This window comes from Halobacteriovorax sp. JY17 (genome assembly GCF_002753895.1).
GTDB lineage: Bacteria > Bdellovibrionota > Bacteriovoracia > Bacteriovoracales > Bacteriovoracaceae > Halobacteriovorax.
On sequence record NZ_NJER01000002.1, the window covers coordinates 236,836 to 256,662 of the forward strand.

The 19,827-nt window shown below is 36.3% G+C and carries 19 protein-coding genes and 1 tRNA gene; 16 read left to right on the forward strand and 4 right to left on the reverse strand.

Going from position 1 to position 19,827, the window contains the following annotated elements:
- Positions 1 to 22 precede the first annotated feature (22 nt).
- The 7 genes from CES88_RS09490 to CES88_RS09520 are packed head-to-tail and all read left to right on the forward strand — an operon-like array spanning position 23 to position 7,278.
- Positions 23 to 805 carry a cytochrome b N-terminal domain-containing protein gene (locus tag CES88_RS09490; RefSeq protein ID WP_014242929.1) on the forward strand — a complete coding sequence of 261 codons (783 nt, stop codon included), beginning with the start codon at positions 23 to 25 and terminating at the stop codon, positions 803 to 805.
- A 29-nt stretch (positions 806 to 834) separates the two neighbouring features.
- The gene (locus CES88_RS09495) at positions 835 to 1,911 is read left to right on the forward strand and encodes a hypothetical protein (protein WP_290733747.1); all 1,077 of its coding nucleotides are present in this window, start codon (positions 835 to 837) and stop codon (positions 1,909 to 1,911) included.
- Positions 1,912 to 1,940: 29 nt separating this feature from the next.
- A complete protein-coding gene (locus CES88_RS09500) occupies positions 1,941 to 4,781 on the forward strand; it encodes a c-type cytochrome (RefSeq protein WP_290733749.1) in 2,841 nt (946 codons plus the stop codon).
- A 55-nt stretch (positions 4,782 to 4,836) separates the two neighbouring features.
- Entirely contained in the window at positions 4,837 to 5,472 is a 636-nt protein-coding gene (locus tag CES88_RS09505) for a cytochrome c oxidase subunit 3 (RefSeq protein WP_290733751.1), read from the forward strand.
- 1 nt (position 5,473) lies between these two features.
- Positions 5,474 to 5,704: a hypothetical protein gene (locus CES88_RS09510; protein WP_290733753.1), complete on the forward strand. Its 231-nt coding sequence runs from the start codon at positions 5,474 to 5,476 to the stop codon at positions 5,702 to 5,704.
- Positions 5,685 to 6,221, forward strand: coding sequence for a DUF420 domain-containing protein (locus tag CES88_RS09515; RefSeq protein WP_290733755.1), 537 nt, complete (start codon positions 5,685 to 5,687; stop codon positions 6,219 to 6,221). The genes CES88_RS09510 and CES88_RS09515 overlap by 20 nt, the downstream gene beginning before the upstream one ends.
- Before the next feature lie 52 nt (positions 6,222 to 6,273).
- Positions 6,274 to 7,278: a hypothetical protein gene (locus CES88_RS09520; protein WP_290733757.1), complete on the forward strand. Its 1,005-nt coding sequence runs from the start codon at positions 6,274 to 6,276 to the stop codon at positions 7,276 to 7,278.
- 8 nt (positions 7,279 to 7,286) lie between these two features.
- Here CES88_RS09520 and CES88_RS09525 read toward each other — a convergent pair whose 3' ends face one another.
- Positions 7,287 to 8,441: an aminotransferase class V-fold PLP-dependent enzyme gene (locus CES88_RS09525; RefSeq protein ID WP_290733758.1), complete on the reverse strand. Its 1,155-nt coding sequence runs from the start codon at positions 8,439 to 8,441 to the stop codon at positions 7,287 to 7,289.
- Entirely contained in the window at positions 8,434 to 9,534 is a 1,101-nt protein-coding gene (locus tag CES88_RS09530) for a tryptophan 2,3-dioxygenase family protein (protein WP_290733759.1), read from the reverse strand. The genes CES88_RS09525 and CES88_RS09530 overlap by 8 nt, the downstream gene beginning before the upstream one ends.
- A 151-nt stretch (positions 9,535 to 9,685) precedes the next feature.
- Here CES88_RS09530 and CES88_RS09535 point away from each other — a divergent pair, with 151 nt between their 5' ends.
- From CES88_RS09535 to CES88_RS09570, 8 genes are all read left to right on the forward strand, one after another.
- Entirely contained in the window at positions 9,686 to 10,654 is a 969-nt protein-coding gene (locus tag CES88_RS09535) for a COX15/CtaA family protein (RefSeq protein ID WP_290733761.1), read from the forward strand.
- A gap of 27 nt (positions 10,655 to 10,681) precedes the next feature.
- Entirely contained in the window at positions 10,682 to 12,505 is a 1,824-nt protein-coding gene (cyoE, locus tag CES88_RS09540) for a heme o synthase (protein ID WP_290733763.1), read from the forward strand.
- A 110-nt stretch (positions 12,506 to 12,615) separates the two neighbouring features.
- The gene (locus CES88_RS09545) at positions 12,616 to 13,410 is read left to right on the forward strand and encodes a hypothetical protein (protein ID WP_290733765.1); all 795 of its coding nucleotides are present in this window, start codon (positions 12,616 to 12,618) and stop codon (positions 13,408 to 13,410) included.
- A gap of 36 nt (positions 13,411 to 13,446) precedes the next feature.
- Complete coding sequence (locus CES88_RS09550) at positions 13,447 to 15,174, forward strand: cbb3-type cytochrome c oxidase subunit I (protein WP_290733767.1); 1,728 nt, start codon at positions 13,447 to 13,449, stop codon at positions 15,172 to 15,174.
- Between the two features lie 4 nt (positions 15,175 to 15,178).
- On the forward strand, positions 15,179 to 15,772 hold the full coding sequence (locus tag CES88_RS09555) for a cytochrome c oxidase subunit 3 (protein WP_290733769.1): 594 nt from the start codon (positions 15,179 to 15,181) through the stop codon (positions 15,770 to 15,772).
- A gap of 9 nt (positions 15,773 to 15,781) precedes the next feature.
- A complete protein-coding gene (locus CES88_RS09560) occupies positions 15,782 to 16,678 on the forward strand; it encodes a cytochrome c (protein ID WP_290733771.1) in 897 nt (298 codons plus the stop codon).
- 6 nt (positions 16,679 to 16,684) lie between these two features.
- Positions 16,685 to 17,368, forward strand: coding sequence for an SCO family protein (locus CES88_RS09565; RefSeq protein ID WP_290733773.1), 684 nt, complete (start codon positions 16,685 to 16,687; stop codon positions 17,366 to 17,368).
- 11 nt (positions 17,369 to 17,379) lie between these two features.
- Positions 17,380 to 17,661: a cytochrome C oxidase subunit IV family protein gene (locus CES88_RS09570; RefSeq protein WP_290733775.1), complete on the forward strand. Its 282-nt coding sequence runs from the start codon at positions 17,380 to 17,382 to the stop codon at positions 17,659 to 17,661.
- A gap of 72 nt (positions 17,662 to 17,733) precedes the next feature.
- Here the strand turns inward: CES88_RS09570 and CES88_RS09575 are convergent, their stop codons facing one another.
- Both CES88_RS09575 and CES88_RS09580 read right to left on the reverse strand, forming a co-directional pair.
- A complete protein-coding gene (locus CES88_RS09575; RefSeq protein WP_290733777.1) occupies positions 17,734 to 18,732 on the reverse strand; it encodes an extracellular solute-binding protein in 999 nt (332 codons plus the stop codon).
- A 140-nt stretch (positions 18,733 to 18,872) separates the two neighbouring features.
- Positions 18,873 to 19,448 (reverse strand): peptidylprolyl isomerase, encoded by a 576-nt coding sequence (locus CES88_RS09580; protein WP_290733778.1) that lies wholly within the window; start codon positions 19,446 to 19,448, stop codon positions 18,873 to 18,875.
- A 209-nt stretch (positions 19,449 to 19,657) separates the two neighbouring features.
- Here CES88_RS09580 and CES88_RS09585 point away from each other — a divergent pair.
- Positions 19,658 to 19,733 (forward strand) — tRNA-Ala (locus tag CES88_RS09585).
- The last annotated feature ends 94 nt before the right edge of the window (positions 19,734 to 19,827 follow it).

The following is a 19,827-nucleotide window of genomic DNA, read 5'->3' on the forward strand; positions in this document are numbered from 1 at the left end:
ATAACTACAAAGGTAGAAAAAGATGTCAGAAAAAGGTTTGGCACAAAAAGTTCGTGAGACACAAGTTTGGAAGTCTATTTTTAGACATGGACCTCCAGATAATGCGCGTAATAGAGCAAGTGTTGTAGCGGGTAACGTGTTTCTTCATTTACACCCAATTAAGTTAAAGAAGTCTGGTGTTCAGCTAGGATACACATGGTGTATGGGTGGACTTACATTCTTTATTTTCTTAGCGCTAACTGTGACAGGACTTTTATTAATGTTCTACTACAGACCTACTGCTGAGTATGCATACAATGATATTATAGCACTTAAAGAGCACGTTCCTCTCGGGATTATGAGAGAGATTCATAGATGGGGTGCTCACGCCATGGTTATTACGGTTTGGTTACATATGTTCAGAGTCTTTATGACTGGTTCGTATAAGCCACCTCGTGAATTCAACTGGGGTATTGGTGTAATCCTTTTAGTATTAACACTACTTTTATCATTCACAGGTTACCTACTTCCTTGGGATCAGCTTGCAATTTGGGCGATTACAGTTGGGGCGAATATGGCAAAAGCAACTCCATTTATGGGTCACGGTGGTCCAGGTGCAGCTCTTGCTCAGATTGGTGACTTTGTAATGGTTTCAGATAAGAACGACGTGCGTTTTCAACTTCTAGCGGGACGTTTCGTTGGTGAGCCAGCACTGTTAAGATTCTATATTCTTCACTGTGTATTCATCCCACTTGTTGTAGGTGTGTTGATTGCAGTTCACTTTTGGAGAGTAAGAAAAGACGGTGGGATTTCGGCTCCACTTTAGTTGGTAGTTTTTAATTTTAAGGATATGAAATGAAAGAATTAATTAACTGGTTAGCTGATCCAATTAGATCGTTTCCAATTTTTACAATCTTGTTCTTCTTGATGATTAGATATTACAAGGTTGTTGGGACTAAGAAATTTGCTTACTGGGGGCTTGCTGTAACTCTTCCTGTTGTAGCTTGGTTTTGTGCAGACCCTAACTTTATTAAAATTATACTTTGGCCGGATAATATTCCGATCAATATCATTATTATCATGCTTACGTTCTTAACTTGGCTCAGTCTTTATAAGTGTGCTGAAAATGATAAGAGAATTGAAGCTGGAGAGTGTCCAATTGAAGCACTTCCGGAGAATAGAGAGAAAGTTTGGTGTTGGCCAAACCTTGTATATACAGAGCTATTTGTAATAATTGCTACAACAATTTTTCTAGTTGTTTGGGCAATTATCTTCAAAGCTCCTCTTGAAGAGCCAGCAAACGTTACATGGGCACCAAACCCAGCAAAAGCACCATGGTACTTTCTTGGTCTTCAAGAAATGCTTGTTTACTTTGACCCTTGGATGGCCGGAGTTCTTCTTCCTGGAGTTATCGTTGTTGGATTAATTGCGATTCCATATATTGATACGAACCCTAAAGGGAATGGTTACTATACTTTTGTTGAAAGAAAGTTAGCAGTAACTTCATTCTTATTTGGTTGGTTAGTTCTTTGGATTTATCTAATTATTGTAGGAACATTTCTTCGAGGACCTAACTGGACATTCTATGGACCATTTGAGTACTGGGATTTTCATAAGGTTGTTGCTGAATACAATATTAATCTTTCTGAATATATTTGGATTAAGATTTTAAATGTTCCAATGCCAAAGAATTTACTGGTAAGAGAAATTTTCGGAATTCTGGCAACTGTTGGTTACTTAGTTGTTCTACCTCTTGTTTCTCTTAAGTCAAAGTACTGTAAAGAGCTTTATGAAAAGTCTGGAGCTATTAGATACTACATCTTTATATTCTTATTCATTATTATGATGAGTTTACCAATAAAGATGGTTTTAAGATGGTTAATTAATTTGAAATATATTGTTGCACTACCAGAGTGGGAATTAAACTTATAACCCCTCGGGTGTGAAAAAAGGGAATACTGATGAGTAAGAAGCAAGAGCCAGGAATGGCTTGGAACATGCAGAAACTTAATAAGATCTTTGCATTTCTTTCTGTTGCATTTTTAATAACTGTTGTTTGGGTTTTTCTTGATGACTATATTCGTCCGTGGAAAGCTGTTCAGTTAAAGGGAATGGAAATAAAGAAGCAGAAAATTGCTAAAGATATTAAAGCAGCAAAAGAAGAAATTAATGAAGATGAGCTCGCAAAACTTGATATGCAATTAGAGGCTTCTCAAAAGACTGTTGACTCAAGAAAGAAAGATATAGTCGCAGCTGAAGAAGAGCTTAGACTTGTTAAGAAAGATCTAAAAAATGAGACAATTGTTGGTGGTATTGCTAACTCTCAAGTTTCTGCTGTTGGTTTCCAGTACGGTGTTGCTCATGCAGAACACGCAAGTAATGCAGATTCTCTATATGCAAAACTTCAAGTGAAGAAGAAAGAATTTGCAGACTCTTCTGAGAGAAAGAAAATCCTTCAAGCTAAGGAAAAAGAATTAAGTAGAAAAATTAGATCTTATAACAAAGAAGTTACAGATACTGAAAGAAGTATTGAAAATATTGTAGGTAAGAAGAATTTACTCCAAGGTGCAAAAGATAAACTAAATGTTAATCCAGTATTTGTACTTAGAAATCTACCATTCATTGATTTCATGGACCCAACAGTAAAAATTCATCAAGTTGTTCTAGATAATATTACAGATGATAGATACTTTAGACATGTTCCTAAAGTTGACCGTTGTATGACTTGTCACGTTTTCATTGATCAAGAAGGTTATGAAGCTCAAGAAAACCCATACAAGACTCACCCTAACTTAGACCTAATGGTTGGAGCTAAGGGGAAACACCCAATGAAACAATTTGGGTGTACAACTTGTCACGGTGGAGAAGGACATAGAGTTAATGATTTCAATGCAGCAGCTCACATGCCAAAAGACGATGCCCAAAAGAAAGAGTGGGAAGAGAAATATAATTGGCATGAGCCACATAAGGTTCCAATCGTTCAGTTCCGTAAGGGTCAGTACGAAGCAGGTTGTGTAAAATGTCACAATAATGTTGAGTATATTCCAGAGGGAACAGTCGTCAATGATGGTAAGAGAAATATTAGAAAGTTTGGTTGTTATGCTTGTCACAAAATTGAAGGGTGGGAGCATAATAGAAAACCAGGTCCAAGTTTAGAGAAAATTGCCTCTAAGGTAAGCAAAGAATTCTTTATGAATTGGGTTTGGGATCCAAAAGCATTTAATAAGCATGCAAAAATGCCTCAGTTCTTTAATCAGACGAATAACAACTCTGCTGAATTTGTTAAGAAGAACGTAACTGAAGTAAATGCAATTGCTGAGTTCGTATTTGAGAAATCAAAAAAATATAAGCCATTTGCTAAATACACTGGTGGAAATACTGAAAGAGGTAAGAAGCTAGTTCGTGAAGTTGGTTGTATGGGATGCCACGGAGTTGAAGACTTTGCGGTAGAGTCTAAGAAAGTTGATGCCTTTGTTGGTCCTCATCTTTCGGGAATTGGCTCAAAAGTTAAGAACTCTGACTGGATGGTTTCATGGTTATTAAAACCAGATCACTATCAAGAAGATACAATTATGCCATCTTTTAGACTTTCTAATAGAGAAGCAAATGATATTACAGCTTACTTAATGTCTAAGAAGAATAAGAAATTTGAAGAGTTAAAGTTTGAGAATATCGATAATGATTTAAGAGATGAATTACTTGTAGAGTACTTCGCAGCATTTGACCCTGAAGATGTAGCGAAAGCTAGACTTGCTAAAATGAGTGATCATGAAAGAACTATGGAGCTGGGTTATAGATCTGTTGGTAAGTACGGATGTTACTCTTGTCACAATATTGAAGGTTTCGAAGGACGTGCTCCAATTGGGCCAGAGTTAACGAAGCTTGGTTCTAAGCCACTTACTCAATTTGGTTTTGGTCATGAGAAAGTTGAGCATAGTAGAGATAAATGGATTGAAGCCCATTTACTTAACCCAAGAAGATGGGACAATGGTGCAGATAAGCCATTTAAAGATTTACTTAGAATGCCTCAGTTTAATATGACTGAAAAACAGGCGAGTGACATTACTGTTGCTCTACTTGGACAAGTTTCAGACAGAGTTCCCGTTACAGGTGTTAAGCAACTTGATAAAGATGAAGCAGTTGTTGCGGAAGGAATGAAAGTTGTAACGAAATATAACTGTATTGGTTGTCATCAGATTGATGGAGACTTTGGAGATATTCTTTCTCTTTATGAAGATGATATCAATCAAGGACCACCAAGACTTGTTGGTCAAGGACATAGAGTTCAAGCAGATTGGTTTAATTACTTCTTAAGTAATGTTTATCCAATTAGACATTTTGATAAGGACTTCGCTGGAACACCGATTAGAATGCCATCGTTTAATCTTTCTAATGAAGAGAGAAATAAGCTTGTGGCCATGTTCCAACATAAGTCTAAGCAGAAAACATTTGAAAACTTACCTGCGAAAGTTGAATGGTTACCAGGTGAGAGAAATGGTGCTCTTAAGTTAATTCAGTCTCTTGGTTGTAATACTTGTCACGGCGGATTACCTGGAAGTACGACTGAGCCAACAGCTCCGAATTTGAAGTTTGCTAAGCATCGTCTTCGTCCATCTTGGATTAAGAAGTGGTTAAGTAATCCTCAAGCAATTCTAGAAGGTACGCTGATGCCATCGTTCTGGGAAGATGGGGAGAGTATGGATTCTGAAGTATTTGGTGGAGACGCTGAGAAGCAAAAAGATGCTCTAGTTAAATACTTACAAGAAATCGGTGAAGATAAATTTTCACCAAACCAGAAATAATATAAAAAGGATCTAGTGAAGACTAGGTCCTATCTACAGAGTGTAGGAGAATTATATGTCCGGACATAATACAAAAACTGTCGCTCACGATGGAATTATTGATTTCCCAAATGATCCAGATTTTGGAAAAGCGAGTCCAAATAAGATTGGAATGTGGCTATTCTTAGGAACAGATGGAATGTCCTTTTCAGGACTTTTAATTGCTTATGCAGTTCTTAGATGGACAAGGCATTGGCCAGTTCCTGTTGAGGCCCTTGGTGGTGTAGCTCTTTCTGGTTTCATGACTTTTATACTAATTTGTTCTTCTGTTTCAATGGTTCTCTGTATTGATTCATGTAAGCAAAGAGATAGAAAGGGAATTTTGATGTGGCTTGGGCTCACAATTCTTGGAGGAGCAATCTTCTTAGGGATTCAGGCTTATGAGTATATCCATCTTCACCATGCAATGGGGATGACTTTTTCTACATACGCTCACGGAAATAACCTCTTCTCCTCAACATTCTTTGCGATTACAGGGTTTCACGGACTCCATGTTTTTACAGGAGTTTGCTATCTTTGCTATATGTGGAAACTTGCTTATGAGGGAAGATTTGATAAAGGCGATTATACATTACTAGAGCTTGCTGGACTATTTTGGCACTTTGTAGACCTTGTATGGATTCTCGTTTTTACTTTTATCTATTTACTATAATATGAATAAGCTTAGACTAATTACATTTATTTCTTTGATTACTCTTCTTGAGAGCGCCCATGCTTGTCCTGGGTGCGCAGGCTCTATGGGAAACCCAAGAGATAAGTACTTAGTCTATATTCTCACAGTATTCATTATCCTTTGCTATATTCCATTTTATTTTCTCTATAAGACTATAATTAAGCATAGAGATTTTAATAATCACATAGATCATGCTGGAAAAGCAGAATAATACAAAAGCATACACGATCATTGGAGTTGTAAGTACTATTACAATCTCCTTTCTTGTGTGGCTTATTTATTTTAAAACTCCCCATGAAACGTCTGCAAGTTGGGTAGGGACTTTACCTGCTACTAACGCTCTTTTAAATTCAATTTCATTTATTCTTCTCTGTTGTGGACTATTCTTTATTAAGACTGGCTATAGAGCGCTTCATATCAAATGTATGATTGCGGCGACTTTTTCTTCATTCTTATTTGTTATTAGCTACATTACTTATCACCACTTTCACGGAGATACGAAATTTCTAGCGACGGGTTTAATAAAGTATATCTACTTTACTATTCTTATTACTCATATTCTTCTTTCAATTCCTCTCGTTCCTCTTGTCTTGGCAACTCTTTGGAATGCTTATAAAGAAAATTTTGATACGCATAAGAAGTTAGCCCGTATAACTTTTCCTATCTGGGTTTATATATCTATTACTGGTGTTTTAATTTATTTAATCTTAAACAACTTCAATGTTTAGTTGAAAAATTAGTCTTAAAAATATAGAAGTAATCTTCATCACTAGGTAGTTTATGAAGATTATACTTTCACTTGTACTTACATTTTTTTTAAATGGTGCTTTTGCAAAAGAGTATCAGATATTTGATCCAAAGAAGAATTCTATATGGACTCCTTATACATATGTTATTAACGGAACTTTTGATGTTATTCAAAATCCTTATTGGTTTTCACAGAAGAATTACTCTGAAAAAATGACCGTTGTTTGGAATAGAATCAAAGAACCTGACAAGAATATTAAACGTGATGGAGGCTACGGGAAATTAATCAAAGATGAATTCTTTAGCTCAAGAGTTGTTCCAAATATAGGACTTCATTTTATTGGAGGCTCTTACGATACGCTAATGCTTAGGGAGTACTTTGAGTACAATGGTTATCCCGCTCCTGCTGTTTGGTCATTTCTTTTTACTTATGCTGCACATATGGGGAATGAGGCTCTAGAAACCAGCCATCATGAAATATCTAGCCATGACCATATTGCAGATCTCTACGTCTTTGACCTAGCTGCTTTTATTATGTCTTACAATAAGACCTATATGAATTTTCTCTTAGATGAAATGGAAGTAAAGGCCTGGCATTTTCAGCCTGTCTGGTCTCTTAAGTCAGATGACTTTTTTAATGCAGGATTAAATTATATCACGAGACCAAAGGTACTTCAGTTTAATGATGGGAAGCTTAAGCCTTTCATTTATTTTGGAATGCAAAATATTGCGGGCTTAAGTTTTACTTACAAAGAGGAGAGAGTGATCTCTGTAGGTGGAGGAATGTCATTAACTGATCCTCTAGAACAAAAAGGGAGATTTGTTGTTTCTCTCTTTCATGAGACTAATGGAGAGCTAGATGGTTCTCTCTTTATAAATGGAAGTGAGGATATGAGTTGGAGATTAAACCTCTATCCTAATCTCTTAAAGTATAAAGATGTTGATCCTGGGTTTATTGTTGGAAATAAACGAGGTGGTGGAATTAGTCTTGGACTCACTGTCAATATGCCATTTGGACTTGGAACAGATCATCTCTAGTTATCTGTTTAAACGTTAAACTTCTCTAATTGATAATCATTACTGTCGTGATAAATAGAAAAACCAAAACGCAGACGATTCTTTCTAGAATCAGTAAGAATTCCGTTTTCTTCTAACTTCTTCTTTATAGAGTTTACAATTTCTGGAGATTCAAGATTGAAGGTTAGAAAGTGCCCATGGTGGTGAAGGTCTTGTAGAATTAAATTTTCTCTATTTAAATGTGGATGAGACATCTCCTCAATGATTTTCAAGAAAACTTCTTGGCAAATCTTTACATGATTGTGAATAAATTCAGAATTTATTTCTTCTCTCTCATACATTTCTAAAACAGAGACCATTCGGTAGAGAGAAGTAAAGTCTAGAGTTGATCCAGCGAACCGAAGTCCATCATTTGGAAATCCAACTTGATTTTCATTCACGTTATCAAGCGCTGAAAGTTCAGCAAACCATCCCGTATTCTTTGGTCTAAGTTTGCAGTCCTTAGGTATGGTCATGAAGCAACATCCTTCTCCAGCTCCTAGGTACTTATAGCTGCCTGCTAGGTAGAAAATCTTGTCACCAATGGAAGAAAGGTTTATTGGGAGGGCCATAAAAGCGTGGTAACCATCTATTATAATATTAGAATTATTCTCGGCAATCTCTTCAACAAAACCTTCAAGGTTGTTGATCGCCAGCCCGCTATTAAAGAAAACATGAGAAGTAAAAACGATATCATAGCCGGACTTACTTTCTTGAATAAATCTTTCTTCAAAATTTTCAAATGGGAGTGTCGCAATAATAGTGGCTTCAATAACTCCCGCTTCAATAAGTCTATTGAGCTGTCTGGAGAAAGAGTAGAATTCGGAGTCTGTCGTTAAGAGTTTGATTTTACCATCAAATGAGCTGAGTATTCTATTTACAAGCTCATGGGTATTAGGAGCAAAAGTAATATCGCTAGATCTAGTGAAGTTTAAAACTTCTGATAGTAGCTCTTGTGCTCTTGGGATTTTATTTGAAAAAATATATTCCCATTTATCATCTACCATTTTACTGGAGTCTTCCCAGTACTCAAGTTGTGCTTCTCTGGTGCAGTCTGGCCAGTAGTGATGACTGTGGCACGCAAAGTGAATCTTTCCATGATTCTTTTTAATGAAATTTGAAAAAAGCTTTTGGTACTTATTCATTGAAGTGAAATCCTAAATTTTTCTTAATGTCTTCAGGAAGTGTTGGGAGTTTTGACCTTGGGATAAGAAAAGTCGAGAGATTAAATAGGTCTAAGTAGACTCTATTATTTTCAGCGGCCATCTTTAAATAGTGATGACCAGAAGATCCTCCTGTTCCAATCTTAGTTCCAAGCATTCTCTGCGCCATAATGGCGTGTCTGTATCTCCATGTAGTAAAGAGTTCATCCATGTCCATTAAAGTTGTAAGAAATCGGTATGGGAGATGAAGAATAGGCTCGTCCCTATAAAGAAGGATAAAGAGAGCATTTAAAGTGGCTTCTCTAGATAAGGTTCTTTTACCAATTTTTATAAGTTGCTTATGTCTACTATCATCTAAAAGAGAAGCAAAAGTTTCACGAGTGGCATTTAAGTTCTCTAGTTGCATGGCCATTCCTCTTGAATCAAGAGTAGCCTGGTTTTCATGAATGGTTTTTTCGTCATCGTCCAAAATAATGTTAATTTGCTTTTCGTACTCACTCCAAAAATCGAATTTTTCACTCTTAGTGAAAGGGATTCTTTCAAGCCAGGCCTCTGCTAGTTCTAAAATTGAGGCAGATGATTCAATTTCTAGTATTCTCTTCTTGTCTTCGTCATTTAGTCGTCCAAGAAAGTATTCTCTATCAACTTCTTTTCTGTTATTTGTTTTTAGACCCATCAAGACTTCAATTTCTCTGAATTGGACACTTTGAAATCCAGATGCAGGAACAAGAAGATCTCTAAATTCAAGAAAGTCCATAGGTGTCATGGTCTCCATAACTCCTAATTGGTCAACTAAGAGACCTTGAATTTTTGTAATTCTTTCAAGTCTTGCGACAACAGTGGTTAAGTCACTCTCATGAACTGTTTTTCCTGAAAACATTGTAACGATAGATTTTAATTCATGAATTATTTGTTTAAACCATAGTTCATAAACTTGGTGGACAATAATAAATAAAGTTTCATCATGAGCTTCATTATTTTCTATTTCTAATGATTTAGGTAACTGGGTATCAAGTAGTTTATTTAGTTGAAGATAGTCGCCATAGTAAACGGGCTCGTGAGGTTTTCTGGACATTATATTTCCTTATTCTTTCTTTTAAGGTTAACCAACTTGGGAGGAAATGAAAATAGATATCAAACTCACTTGGCTTGAGATTTTCGAACTTTTATTGCTCAATAGCATTAGATTTGATAACTCTAATTTAAAGTAATTAATTGGAGAAGAAATGTTGTCTGGTCATAGTCACCCTAAATTTAGAAAGCTCTTAAGTATCTGTATTTTTACAGTGTTCTTTCTGATTTTAGTTGGAGGATTGGTTAGGAGTACTGGCTCAGGGCTAGGATGTCCCGATTGGCCAAAGTGTTTTGGACAATATGTTCCTCCTACGGATATTTCACAATTACCGCTAGATTATAAAGAGAGATTTAAAGTCTCTGGAAAGGTAATTGCTGATTTTAATCCTGTTAAGACCTGGATTGAATATATAAATAGACTCGTTGGCGCAACAACTGGAATACTTGTCTTTTTAATGGCGCTAGCTTCTTCAAGTTATAAGTCAGAAAATAAATCTATTATTTACCTCTCGTGGGCAACTGTATTTGCTGTTGGTTTTAACGGTTGGTTGGGCTCTATTGTCGTTTCTACTAATTTAAAGCCCGTCATTATCACACTCCATATGCTAGCAGCCGTGGTGACAATATTTCTCTTATTGGAAGCAAGAGTTAGATCTGATGAGAATAATTTTATTTTTCATTTGAAAAAAGAATCAGGAGCACCACTTAAGAAACTTCTTCTCTTTTTAATTTTACTTACATTTGGACAAATAATTCTTGGAACCCAAGTTAGAGAAGATATTGATCACCTGTCTCGAGATGGAATTGTTCGAAATTTATGGATCTCTAAACTTGGACTTGAGTATCTCATTCACCGCTCGTATTCAATTTTAATTGTTGTGGTCCATGTATTCTTATTTATAAAGGTCTCTAAATTATCCAATGTTCATTCTAGAATTATTGGATGGACTAGATTTACGTGTGGCATCGTCTTTGTGAATATTCTTTCTGGAATTGCACTGGCCTATGGGGGAGTACCTCCTGCTGTACAGCCAGTTCACTTACTTTTTGGGTTGATGTTGGCCTGTGCCCAGTATTTTTTATTCACTTTAATCTCAAAATCTTCTGCCCTTGAAGTGTAGGTCGATACAGAGTATATAGAACAGATAATGCACTTTTTAATTAACCTCACAATTTTTTTGACTTACCTCCTAATTATACTAGGGGGTGTAGTTCATAATACTGGTTCAGGTCTAAGCTGTCCTGATTGGCCGCTATGTTATGGAAAGATCATTTCCACAGCTTCGTCACAAGGAGCATTTTTAGAGCAATTACATCGTTTCTTAGCAAGCGCTATTGGTTTTTTAACTCTTGTTATTTTTTGGATGGGAAGAGCTCACAAAGAAAGTTATAGCAAATTTTATAAATATACTTTTGGATGCTTCTTCTTAGTTCTTCTTCAGGGAGGATTAGGAGCATCGACATTCTTTTATAAGTTACCAACTTTAATTTCGACGACACATCTTTGCATTAGCTTAGTTTTTCTCTGTAGCCTTCTCTCGATGAGAAGTGAATTTAGATCAAGCATGCAAAAGAGAGGTCTTTCGATAGATTCCAAGAGTTTTAAGAATCTCTTTGATCCTACTTTAAAGGATGGGGTATTTTTCTCTCTACTTGCCGTATCGGTTCAAATTTTCTTAGGAGCAGTTCTTAGACATAGTGGAGCGGGAAAAATTTGTGGAGCGGGAGAGTTCTTTCTGCAATGTGTACATCATCAAAGTCATGAAATCCTTTACTGGTCTAGCATTCCTAAGGTTCAGCTGAATCTTGCTCATAAGTATTTTGCAATAGTATCTCTTGTGACTGTCGTTTGGAATTGCTCAAGAGTTTTCTTTTCAGGGCATAAGTGGGAAGGAGTTTCTAATAAATTTAAAAATTCTCTAAAAGCTCATTCTGTTTTGATAACCACTGTTATTTTAATTCAAGCATTCTCAGGTTCACTTGTTGCTAAGTCTAGTGTGAGTGTTATCCCTACAACTGTACATTTAGCGATAGGGACATTACTTATTTGTCTCCTTTGGAATTTTAGAAATAAATTAAAGTACACGGAGCTAGAAGCCCTAGGTGAAAACCAGCATACTTTTGTTAGTGATGTTCTAGAGATTACAAAGCTTAGGCTTGGAACTTTAGTTGTTGTGACAATCGTTGTTGGAATATTTGCGGCACCCGGTGAGCTCAACTTCTTTAAGGCCATATTCTCGCTTATTTTGATGACGATGGTTGTCTGTGGGGCGACGACTTTAAATTGTTATATTGAAAGAGACGTCGATAAATTAATGGACCGTACAAAGAATAGAGCTCTTCCATCTGGAAGAATGAAGCCCTCGACTTCTCTAATTATTGGTTACGGAATGATTGTTATAGCTCTTCCTCTAATTGCAATTTTTGTTAATTGGCCAACAATGATTCTCTCATTGTTAGCAGCAGTTCTCTATTTATTTGCCTACACACCTATGAAGTTAAAGAGTGAATTGGCCCTCTTTGTTGGAGCGATACCAGGGGCAATTCCTCCTGTGATGGGTTGGACAACAGTGACCGGCAAAATTGATGCTATGGCAATTATACTTTTTTCAATTCTTTTTGTTTGGCAGATCCCTCATTTTCTAGCTATCGCAATTTATTACTCTAAAGATTATGACGCGGGTCATATTAAAGTTTATCCAAATAAGACAGGTTTCGATAAATCTAAACGAGATATCTTTATTTATACTATTGTATTGGTACTAACTTCACTGACCCCTTATTTAATCGGCTATGCGAGCGTTGGCTACTTGAATACATCTCTTGTTTTAGGCGCATTATTTATAATTCTCTCTATTTTAGGATTTTTTAAAGACACGGAATTGAAGACTGATCGTTGGGCAAGGCAGTATTTTCTCGCCTCAATTATCTATCTACCAATTCTTTTATCATCTTTGATTTTCTTTAGCTGAAATCTATAGTAGAAGAATCTAGAATTATCATACTTTTATATATAGAATATAGTGACTTAGAACTCTAATTTACTAATTCTAACTTCATAGTTTATTGAAAGGTTTTATCTATGACTGTTTTATCTGCTGCAGTTGCAAATACTGCAAAAACTTGGACTCTTTGGGAGAGAATGCAAACTCCTGAGGATATTTCTGTTAATGGCCATCTTATTGACTGGCTTTTTAACTTCACGACTTACCTGAATTTATTCTTTTTCATCCTAGTATGTGCAGGGATTTTTGGTTTTTCTTATCTGTATAGCGCTAAGAGAAACAAGAAGGCTTACTATACTTATGGAAATAAGAAAATTCACATCATCGTTTTAACGGTAATTGGTCTATCAGTATTCCTTGGTATTGATATGAACATTACAAGAATTTCGAATCAAGACTACGTTGAAGTATTCGCAAATTGGCCGAAAGAAGATGAGAAGCCACTTCGTATAGAAGTTATGGCGCAACAGTGGGCATGGCATTTTAGATATGCGGGTCGTGATGGTGTTTTTAATACTGAAGATGACGTAGTTCAACTAAATGATCTTAGACTACCTGTTGGTAGAAAAGTTATTTTCCAAGTTGTTTCTAAAGACGTTATTCACTCTCTCTATTTTCCAAATACGAGAAGAAAAGTTGATGCAATTCCTGGTCGTATAACAAGACTTTGGTTTGAATTAACAAAAGATGGATACTACAACATTGCCTGTGCGGAAATGTGTGGAACTTATCATTACAGAATGAAAGCTTACTTAACTTCATATACTCAAAATAACTTTGAAGAATGGATGAAGGAAGCAGAAGACAAAGCAATTGCCCAAAATGATCGTGAAAATGCTGATCTATATTGGGGATGGCCTTGGACTTGGTAAAATTAAACGAATTAGTTATTAAGGAGATATAGAGCAATGGCTTTTTACGAACAACATATCCATGATGCTCCAAAAACTTTCTTGTCGAAGTATATTTTTTCTTACGACCATAAAGTGATTGGAAAACAATTTCTTTGGTATGGAATCCTATTCCTAGGAATCGGGGGAATGATGGCCCTTATGATTCGTTGGACACTAGCGTTTCCTGGACAACCGTTCCCAGTAATTGGAAATTTCTTATTTCCTTCTACAGGTGGAGTTGTTCCTCCTGATACGTATGCGATGCTTTTTACTATGCACGGTACGATCATGATTTTCTACGCAATTACGCCGATCTTAATTGGAGCATTTGGTAATTACCTTATACCTCTTATGATTGGGGCGAGAGATATGGCATTTCCTTTGTTGAACTTGCTCTCTTTTCACGTAGCAGTTCTCTCTGGCGTACTTTTACTTGCGGGGTTATTTACTCCTCTAGGTGCAGCCGCTGGGGGATGGACGTCATATCCAACCCTTTCAACATTAATTGGTTCTCCTGGGGTTGGACAAACTCTTTGGACTCTCGCGATTTTTGTTCTAGGGATTTCATCTACAATGGGTGCCATTAACTACATTACAACTATCATTACGCTTAGAGCTCCAGGTATGGGATATTTCGATATGCCACTATCTGTTTGGGGACTTGGACTGACTGCAATTTTAAATGCAATCTTTCTTCCTGTTCTAGGTGCAGGTTGTTTACTTCTAGTATTTGATAGAGTTTTTGGAACTGCGTTCTTCCTTGCAGGGGCTGCGGCAACTTCAGGAACAGGGGACCCAATTTTATTCCAACACGTATTTTGGATCTTCGGTCACCCGGAAGTTTATATCCTAATTCTTCCAGCGTGGGGAATTGTGTCTGACCTTCTATCATTTTTTGCTAGAAAGCCGGCGTTTGGAGCAAAAGCAACAGCATTATCGATGACGACAATTACAATTCTTTCAACTGTAGTTTACGGTCACCATATGTACACAACTCAGATGTCTCCACTGTTAACTCAGTCGTTTATGACACTGACGATGACCATTTCAATTCCATCAGCAATCTTTTTTGCGAACTGGCTTGGAACAATTTGGAAAGGTTCGATCCGTTTCCATTCTCCGATGCTTTTCTCTCTAGGGGTTGTATTCGTATTTGGTCTTGGTGGTTTAACTGGTTTATACCTTGCAACAGTTACAACTGACCTTTACCTTCACGATACTTACTTCGTTGTTGGTCACTTTCATTACACAATGGCTGCTTCTGTTTTACTTGGTGGTTTTGCTGCTACTTATTTCTGGATGCCAAAAATGTTTGGAACGATGATGAACGAGTTTTGGGCAAAGGTTCATTTTTGGATCACAATGATTGGTCTTAACGGTATCTTCATGGGAATGATGGTTGTTGGTTATGCGGGAATGCATAGAAGACTATACAATCCATTCGTCTATGAATTTATGGAAAGAATGATGCCAATTAATACTTTTATTACTTGGTCTGCAATCATTATGGGACTTTCACAGATTATTTTTGTGATTAATTTTGTACATGCAGTATTTTTCAAGAAAGAAAAAGCTGGTGACAACCCATGGGAAGTTGGAACACTTGAATGGACTATTCCATCTCCATCTCCTCACTATAACTTTAAGGAAATCCCTATTGTTAAGTGTGGACCACACGAGTTTGGAAATCCTAATTTAACTGGTGAAAGAGACTTTCAATACCAAACAGAAGAGCTTGCATAATTAAATGAGTACAGTACTTAGTAGCTCCACATTGAATAAAGAAAGAGTTGGAAGACAAATTACGTCTTCCATCGCTATGACTGTTATCCTGGTCACTTTTTCGATGTTGTTTGCTTCATTACTTTTGGGGTTCACTGTCTTTAGAATAACTTCTGAAGTATGGCCACCAATGGGGTTTGAGAGAGTTGATCTCTTTCTCCCTACAATCAGTACGATTGTAATTGCACTAAGTAGTTTTACTTTTTGGAAATATGAAAGACTTTTTTTAATTGAGAATTCTGAAAAGAAGTTGTGGCTTGGTTTTACAACACTTTTAGGACTCTCATTTATGGTCACTCAAATGTTACTTTGGAGAGACCTGCACACAAAAGGAATTTATGTTCAAGATGGGATTTTTCCATCGATCATTTTTTCTTTTACATGGACTCATGCCGCACACGTTGTAGTTGCATGGCTTCTACTATTTTATTTGGTACCGACGCTTAAAGAAGATGTCAGTGTTGAAAGTCTTGAGAATAGAGTTTTTAACATTGGAAAATTTTGGCACTTCTTAGGTGTTGTTTGGTTAATTATGTATATAACGATTTTTTTATTTTAGAGGAATGACATGAAGAATATGGCTAAGCTAATTTCAACTCTTCTTATCCTTGGTGCTTTTACTTCTTGTAGTGAGAGTCACTTTCGCGAAGATAAAATCTTTGCTGGTGGTAAGTATGTAACTGCTAAGACTTTGAACAAAGGAAAACAAACTTATACTGAGTATTGTATGCCTTGTCATGGTGTGAACGGAGATGGGAAAGGTGTGGCATCCAAAGGGATGAAAGTACCTCCGAGAGACTTTACTAAAGGTATATTTAAATTTGGTCATGTGCTTTCCGGAGAGTTGCCACATGATGAGGATCTATTTGAACTTTTAAAGAAAGGTTTAGATGGTACAGCGATGCTTCCGTGGGATTTAAAGCCAGATCAAGCAAATGCAGTTGTCCAATACATTAAAACTTTTGCACCTAAGGTTTGGGAAGGTAAGGATAAAGAGCTTGGAAAGCATGTTGAGTTAATAAGTGATCCATATGGACTTGCGCACCAGTCTGCGGCCATAGCAAAAGGTAAGGCTATTTATCACGGTGAAGCTAATTGCCAGTCTTGTCACAGAGCTTATATTGGAGTTGAGGCCCTAGGTAAAATTACAGAAGAAAACCCAAGAGAAGTTGATATGACGGTTTTTCAACAAAAGCCACAAGAGACAGAATGGGGATTTCAAAATATTCCACCAGACTTTACTTGGGATACTGTTAGAAGTGCAAGAACTGTTGACGACCTTGCTCACAGAATTGCCGCAGGAATTGGCGGAACATCGATGCCAGCATGGAAAGATACAATTACTGATGATCAAATTTGGGCTGTTTCATATTATGTAAAAAGCTTGATGGATATGAAAGATACTCAACTTAGAAAAGACTTAATGAACGCCATTAAAGCTGAAAACCAAAAATTTGGAAAATAGGTAAGAATGTCTACTGTTATTGGTTACGTTAGAAAAAATACATTCTTCGAAAAGCTTGTTGCTAGCAAGCTTTTTTGGTTTCTATTTATTGCTTTTACTTTTTCGTATCCAATTTATAAGTCAGTAGTTAGAGAACTACCTCCACCGCTTCCAAAACTGTATAAAGTTCCAGAGTACACTCTTATAAATAGCTTCAATAAGCCATTTGGAAGTAAAGACTTAGAAGGTAAGCTTTATATTGCTGGATTCGCTTTTACTAGTTGCCCAACAACTTGCCCGGCCCTCATGGAAAAAATGGATAAAATTCAAAAAAGAGTGAGAGGCCTTGGAACAAATATTGCTCTTGTTACTTATACTGTAGATCCAGAGTACGACACACCAGACGTTCTTTTTAAATTTGCAAGAAAGAGGCATGCTAATCCATACGTGTGGACGTTTCTAACTGGAAGTGAAGCAGATCTTAAGAAAACGATTATAGATGGTTTTAAAGTCCCGATGGGAAAGCGTGAGCCAATATCTGGAAATGTAGACGGCGAGGAAGTATCTTTGATAGATATCGCTCATAGTGAGAAATTTGTGCTTGTAGATTGGAACGGTTATGTTCGAAAATATTACGAGACAGATAAACATAGCATTAATCAGATGATGATTGATGTTGGTTTGCTCGCCAATAGTAATGAAAAAAAATAAGGAGAAATATCATGTCTGAAGTACGCCACCATAGCCATAAGAAATTATACTTAATCATATTCTTTGCTCTTGCTGTATTAACAGCTGTTGAGATCTTAGTTGCGGAATCGGCACTTGCTTATCACTTAATCGCAACTTCTGTTATTTCTCTTGCACTAGGAAAGGCATTTCTAGTCGCTTACTTTTTCATGCATTTAAATGAAGAGACAAAGTGGCTTAAGTGGATTGCTGCAGTTCCTTGTTCTGCATTTATCTATGCGGCAGCTTTAATTGTAGAGTCAATGTACAGATAAGAATTAGAAGAAAAATTATAGAAAACAAAAGAGCTCCCCTTGAGGAGCTTTTTTGTTTTTAGGATGCAATAATTATTTGTATTCTGCTTTAGACATTACTTCTTTTGCAACTTCAACAAAGTTCCCAATAGTTCCAACATTAATTCTATCAACATTGAATGTTCCAAAACCTTCAAGAGTAGGGCTAATTGAAGCATTGCTATTGACTGGGTATTGGTCGAATGCTTTTGCTACAGGAGCTTGAACTTCTTTTGAACTTAGGTATTCTAAAAGCATTGTAGCTTCTTTTGTGTTCTTAGAATATTTAACGATTCCAATTCCAACACCATTTACATGAGCATTTGAAAAACCTTGATTCGCAAAAAATGGTTTTACTGGATAGTCGGCATCAGCTTCAATAAATGGAGCTAGGTAGTAAGAGTTCACAACTCCAACATGACAATCTCCAGCGGCGATTGCACGAATAACATCACGATCGCTTGTCGTCGGCTCTTTCGCAAAGTTAGTAACCCAAGATTTTAAAATATTAACAACTCTATCTGCTCCAAGGTGAGCAACCATAGAGGCTACAAGAGCTTGGTTATAAGAACTTCCAGAAGTTCTCACACATAACTTATTTTCCCATTTCTTATTTCCAAGATCTGCATAAGTAGATAACTCATTTGGAGAAACAAGATTCTTGTTATACATAATGACTCTAGATCGGTAGAAAATTGTAAACCAATTCTTATTCGTTTCAATAAAGTTCGCTGGAACATTTGCTTCAACTACTTTTGAATTAAAGGCCTTGTAGATTCCAGATTGAGTTGCAAGAGAATGATAAACGAGGTCTTTATCTAGGTGTAAATCAGCAAGCGTATTTTCACCTTCATTTTTTATTTTATTAATAAGGTCTTTGCTTTTACCTTCAACAAACTTAACTTCAATTCCAGTTCTCTCTGTAAAAGGTTTAAAGACAGCCTCAAGTTGTTCACCTGGGTAAACAGAGTAAATAGTTAATGATTTAGCTGCTGCATTCGTAGTGCTTATCAAAAGAAGTGATAAGAGTAATAGCTTAAAAATTTGATTCATAATAACTCCATATTGTTAGTGTGGAGTGGTTGTATAAGGTGTGGTTTGAGTTGTCAAACAAAAGTGGCGGCAGTTAAACGAATACTCATTCTCTATGCATTTAAGTCGTTATAAAGAATGAGTTTATAAGAGATTAGCTTTTATAACTGAATTGAAATTGTAATAATCTTATCGTTTAAGTTGATTCGATCTAAAGTTTCAAGCCCATCAACAACTTGTCCAAAGACAGTGTAATTAGAGTCCAGATGATTCAGTGTTGTTAAAGAGATATAGAATTGTGAATCTGCACTATCAATATCCTCCGGCTTTCTTGCCATTGCGACAGTTCCTTTAATGTGTTGAAGTTTATTAAATTCAGCCTTAAGTTTTTCACCGCTTCCACCGTTACCTGTTCCTGTAGGATCTCCAGTTTGTATAAGAAATTTTGGATGCACTCTATGAAACTTTAAACCATCATAAAAACCTTCCTGAACCAGCTGTAGAAAGCGAGTTACAGTGTTTGGAGCTTCATGTGGATAGAGTTTAATAACTATATTTCCCTTTGCTGTTTTTAATATGACAGACTCTTGGGAAAGCCCATTATCATTGACCTTTAGGTCCTTTGAAGTAATGTTTTTTGATACATTTATTTCATTAGGGATAATGTTTTTTTCTTTTTCACTACAACTAGTAAAAAGAAGACTGAGGAGAACTGGAAAAAGAAGACGAAATTTCATAAAACCTGCTATTTTTAAATGTTTTTTATAGTGATTAGTAGTGTCGACTAATGGCCTTTATTAATACAGACTTAAGTCAACAAAATCACCTAGTAGAATTATGGAAAAAAAATCAAAAAAACACAAATTAATTTAAATTCTTTGTTGACAGGTGAACAGGAAACTCATAAATTACGTCTCACATCGAAACAACAAGTTTTGGAAAGCACGGGGGTGTAGCTCAGTTGGGAGAGCACTTGCTTTGCACGCAAGGGGTCGCAGGTTCAACTCCTGTCATCTCCACCATTTCTTGATTTAGTTTCGGCTCTTTAAAATTCGAATAATAGTTAAAGATATGAAGCTTCGGCTGAATATCAAGATGAGAAGATCCCAAAAATAG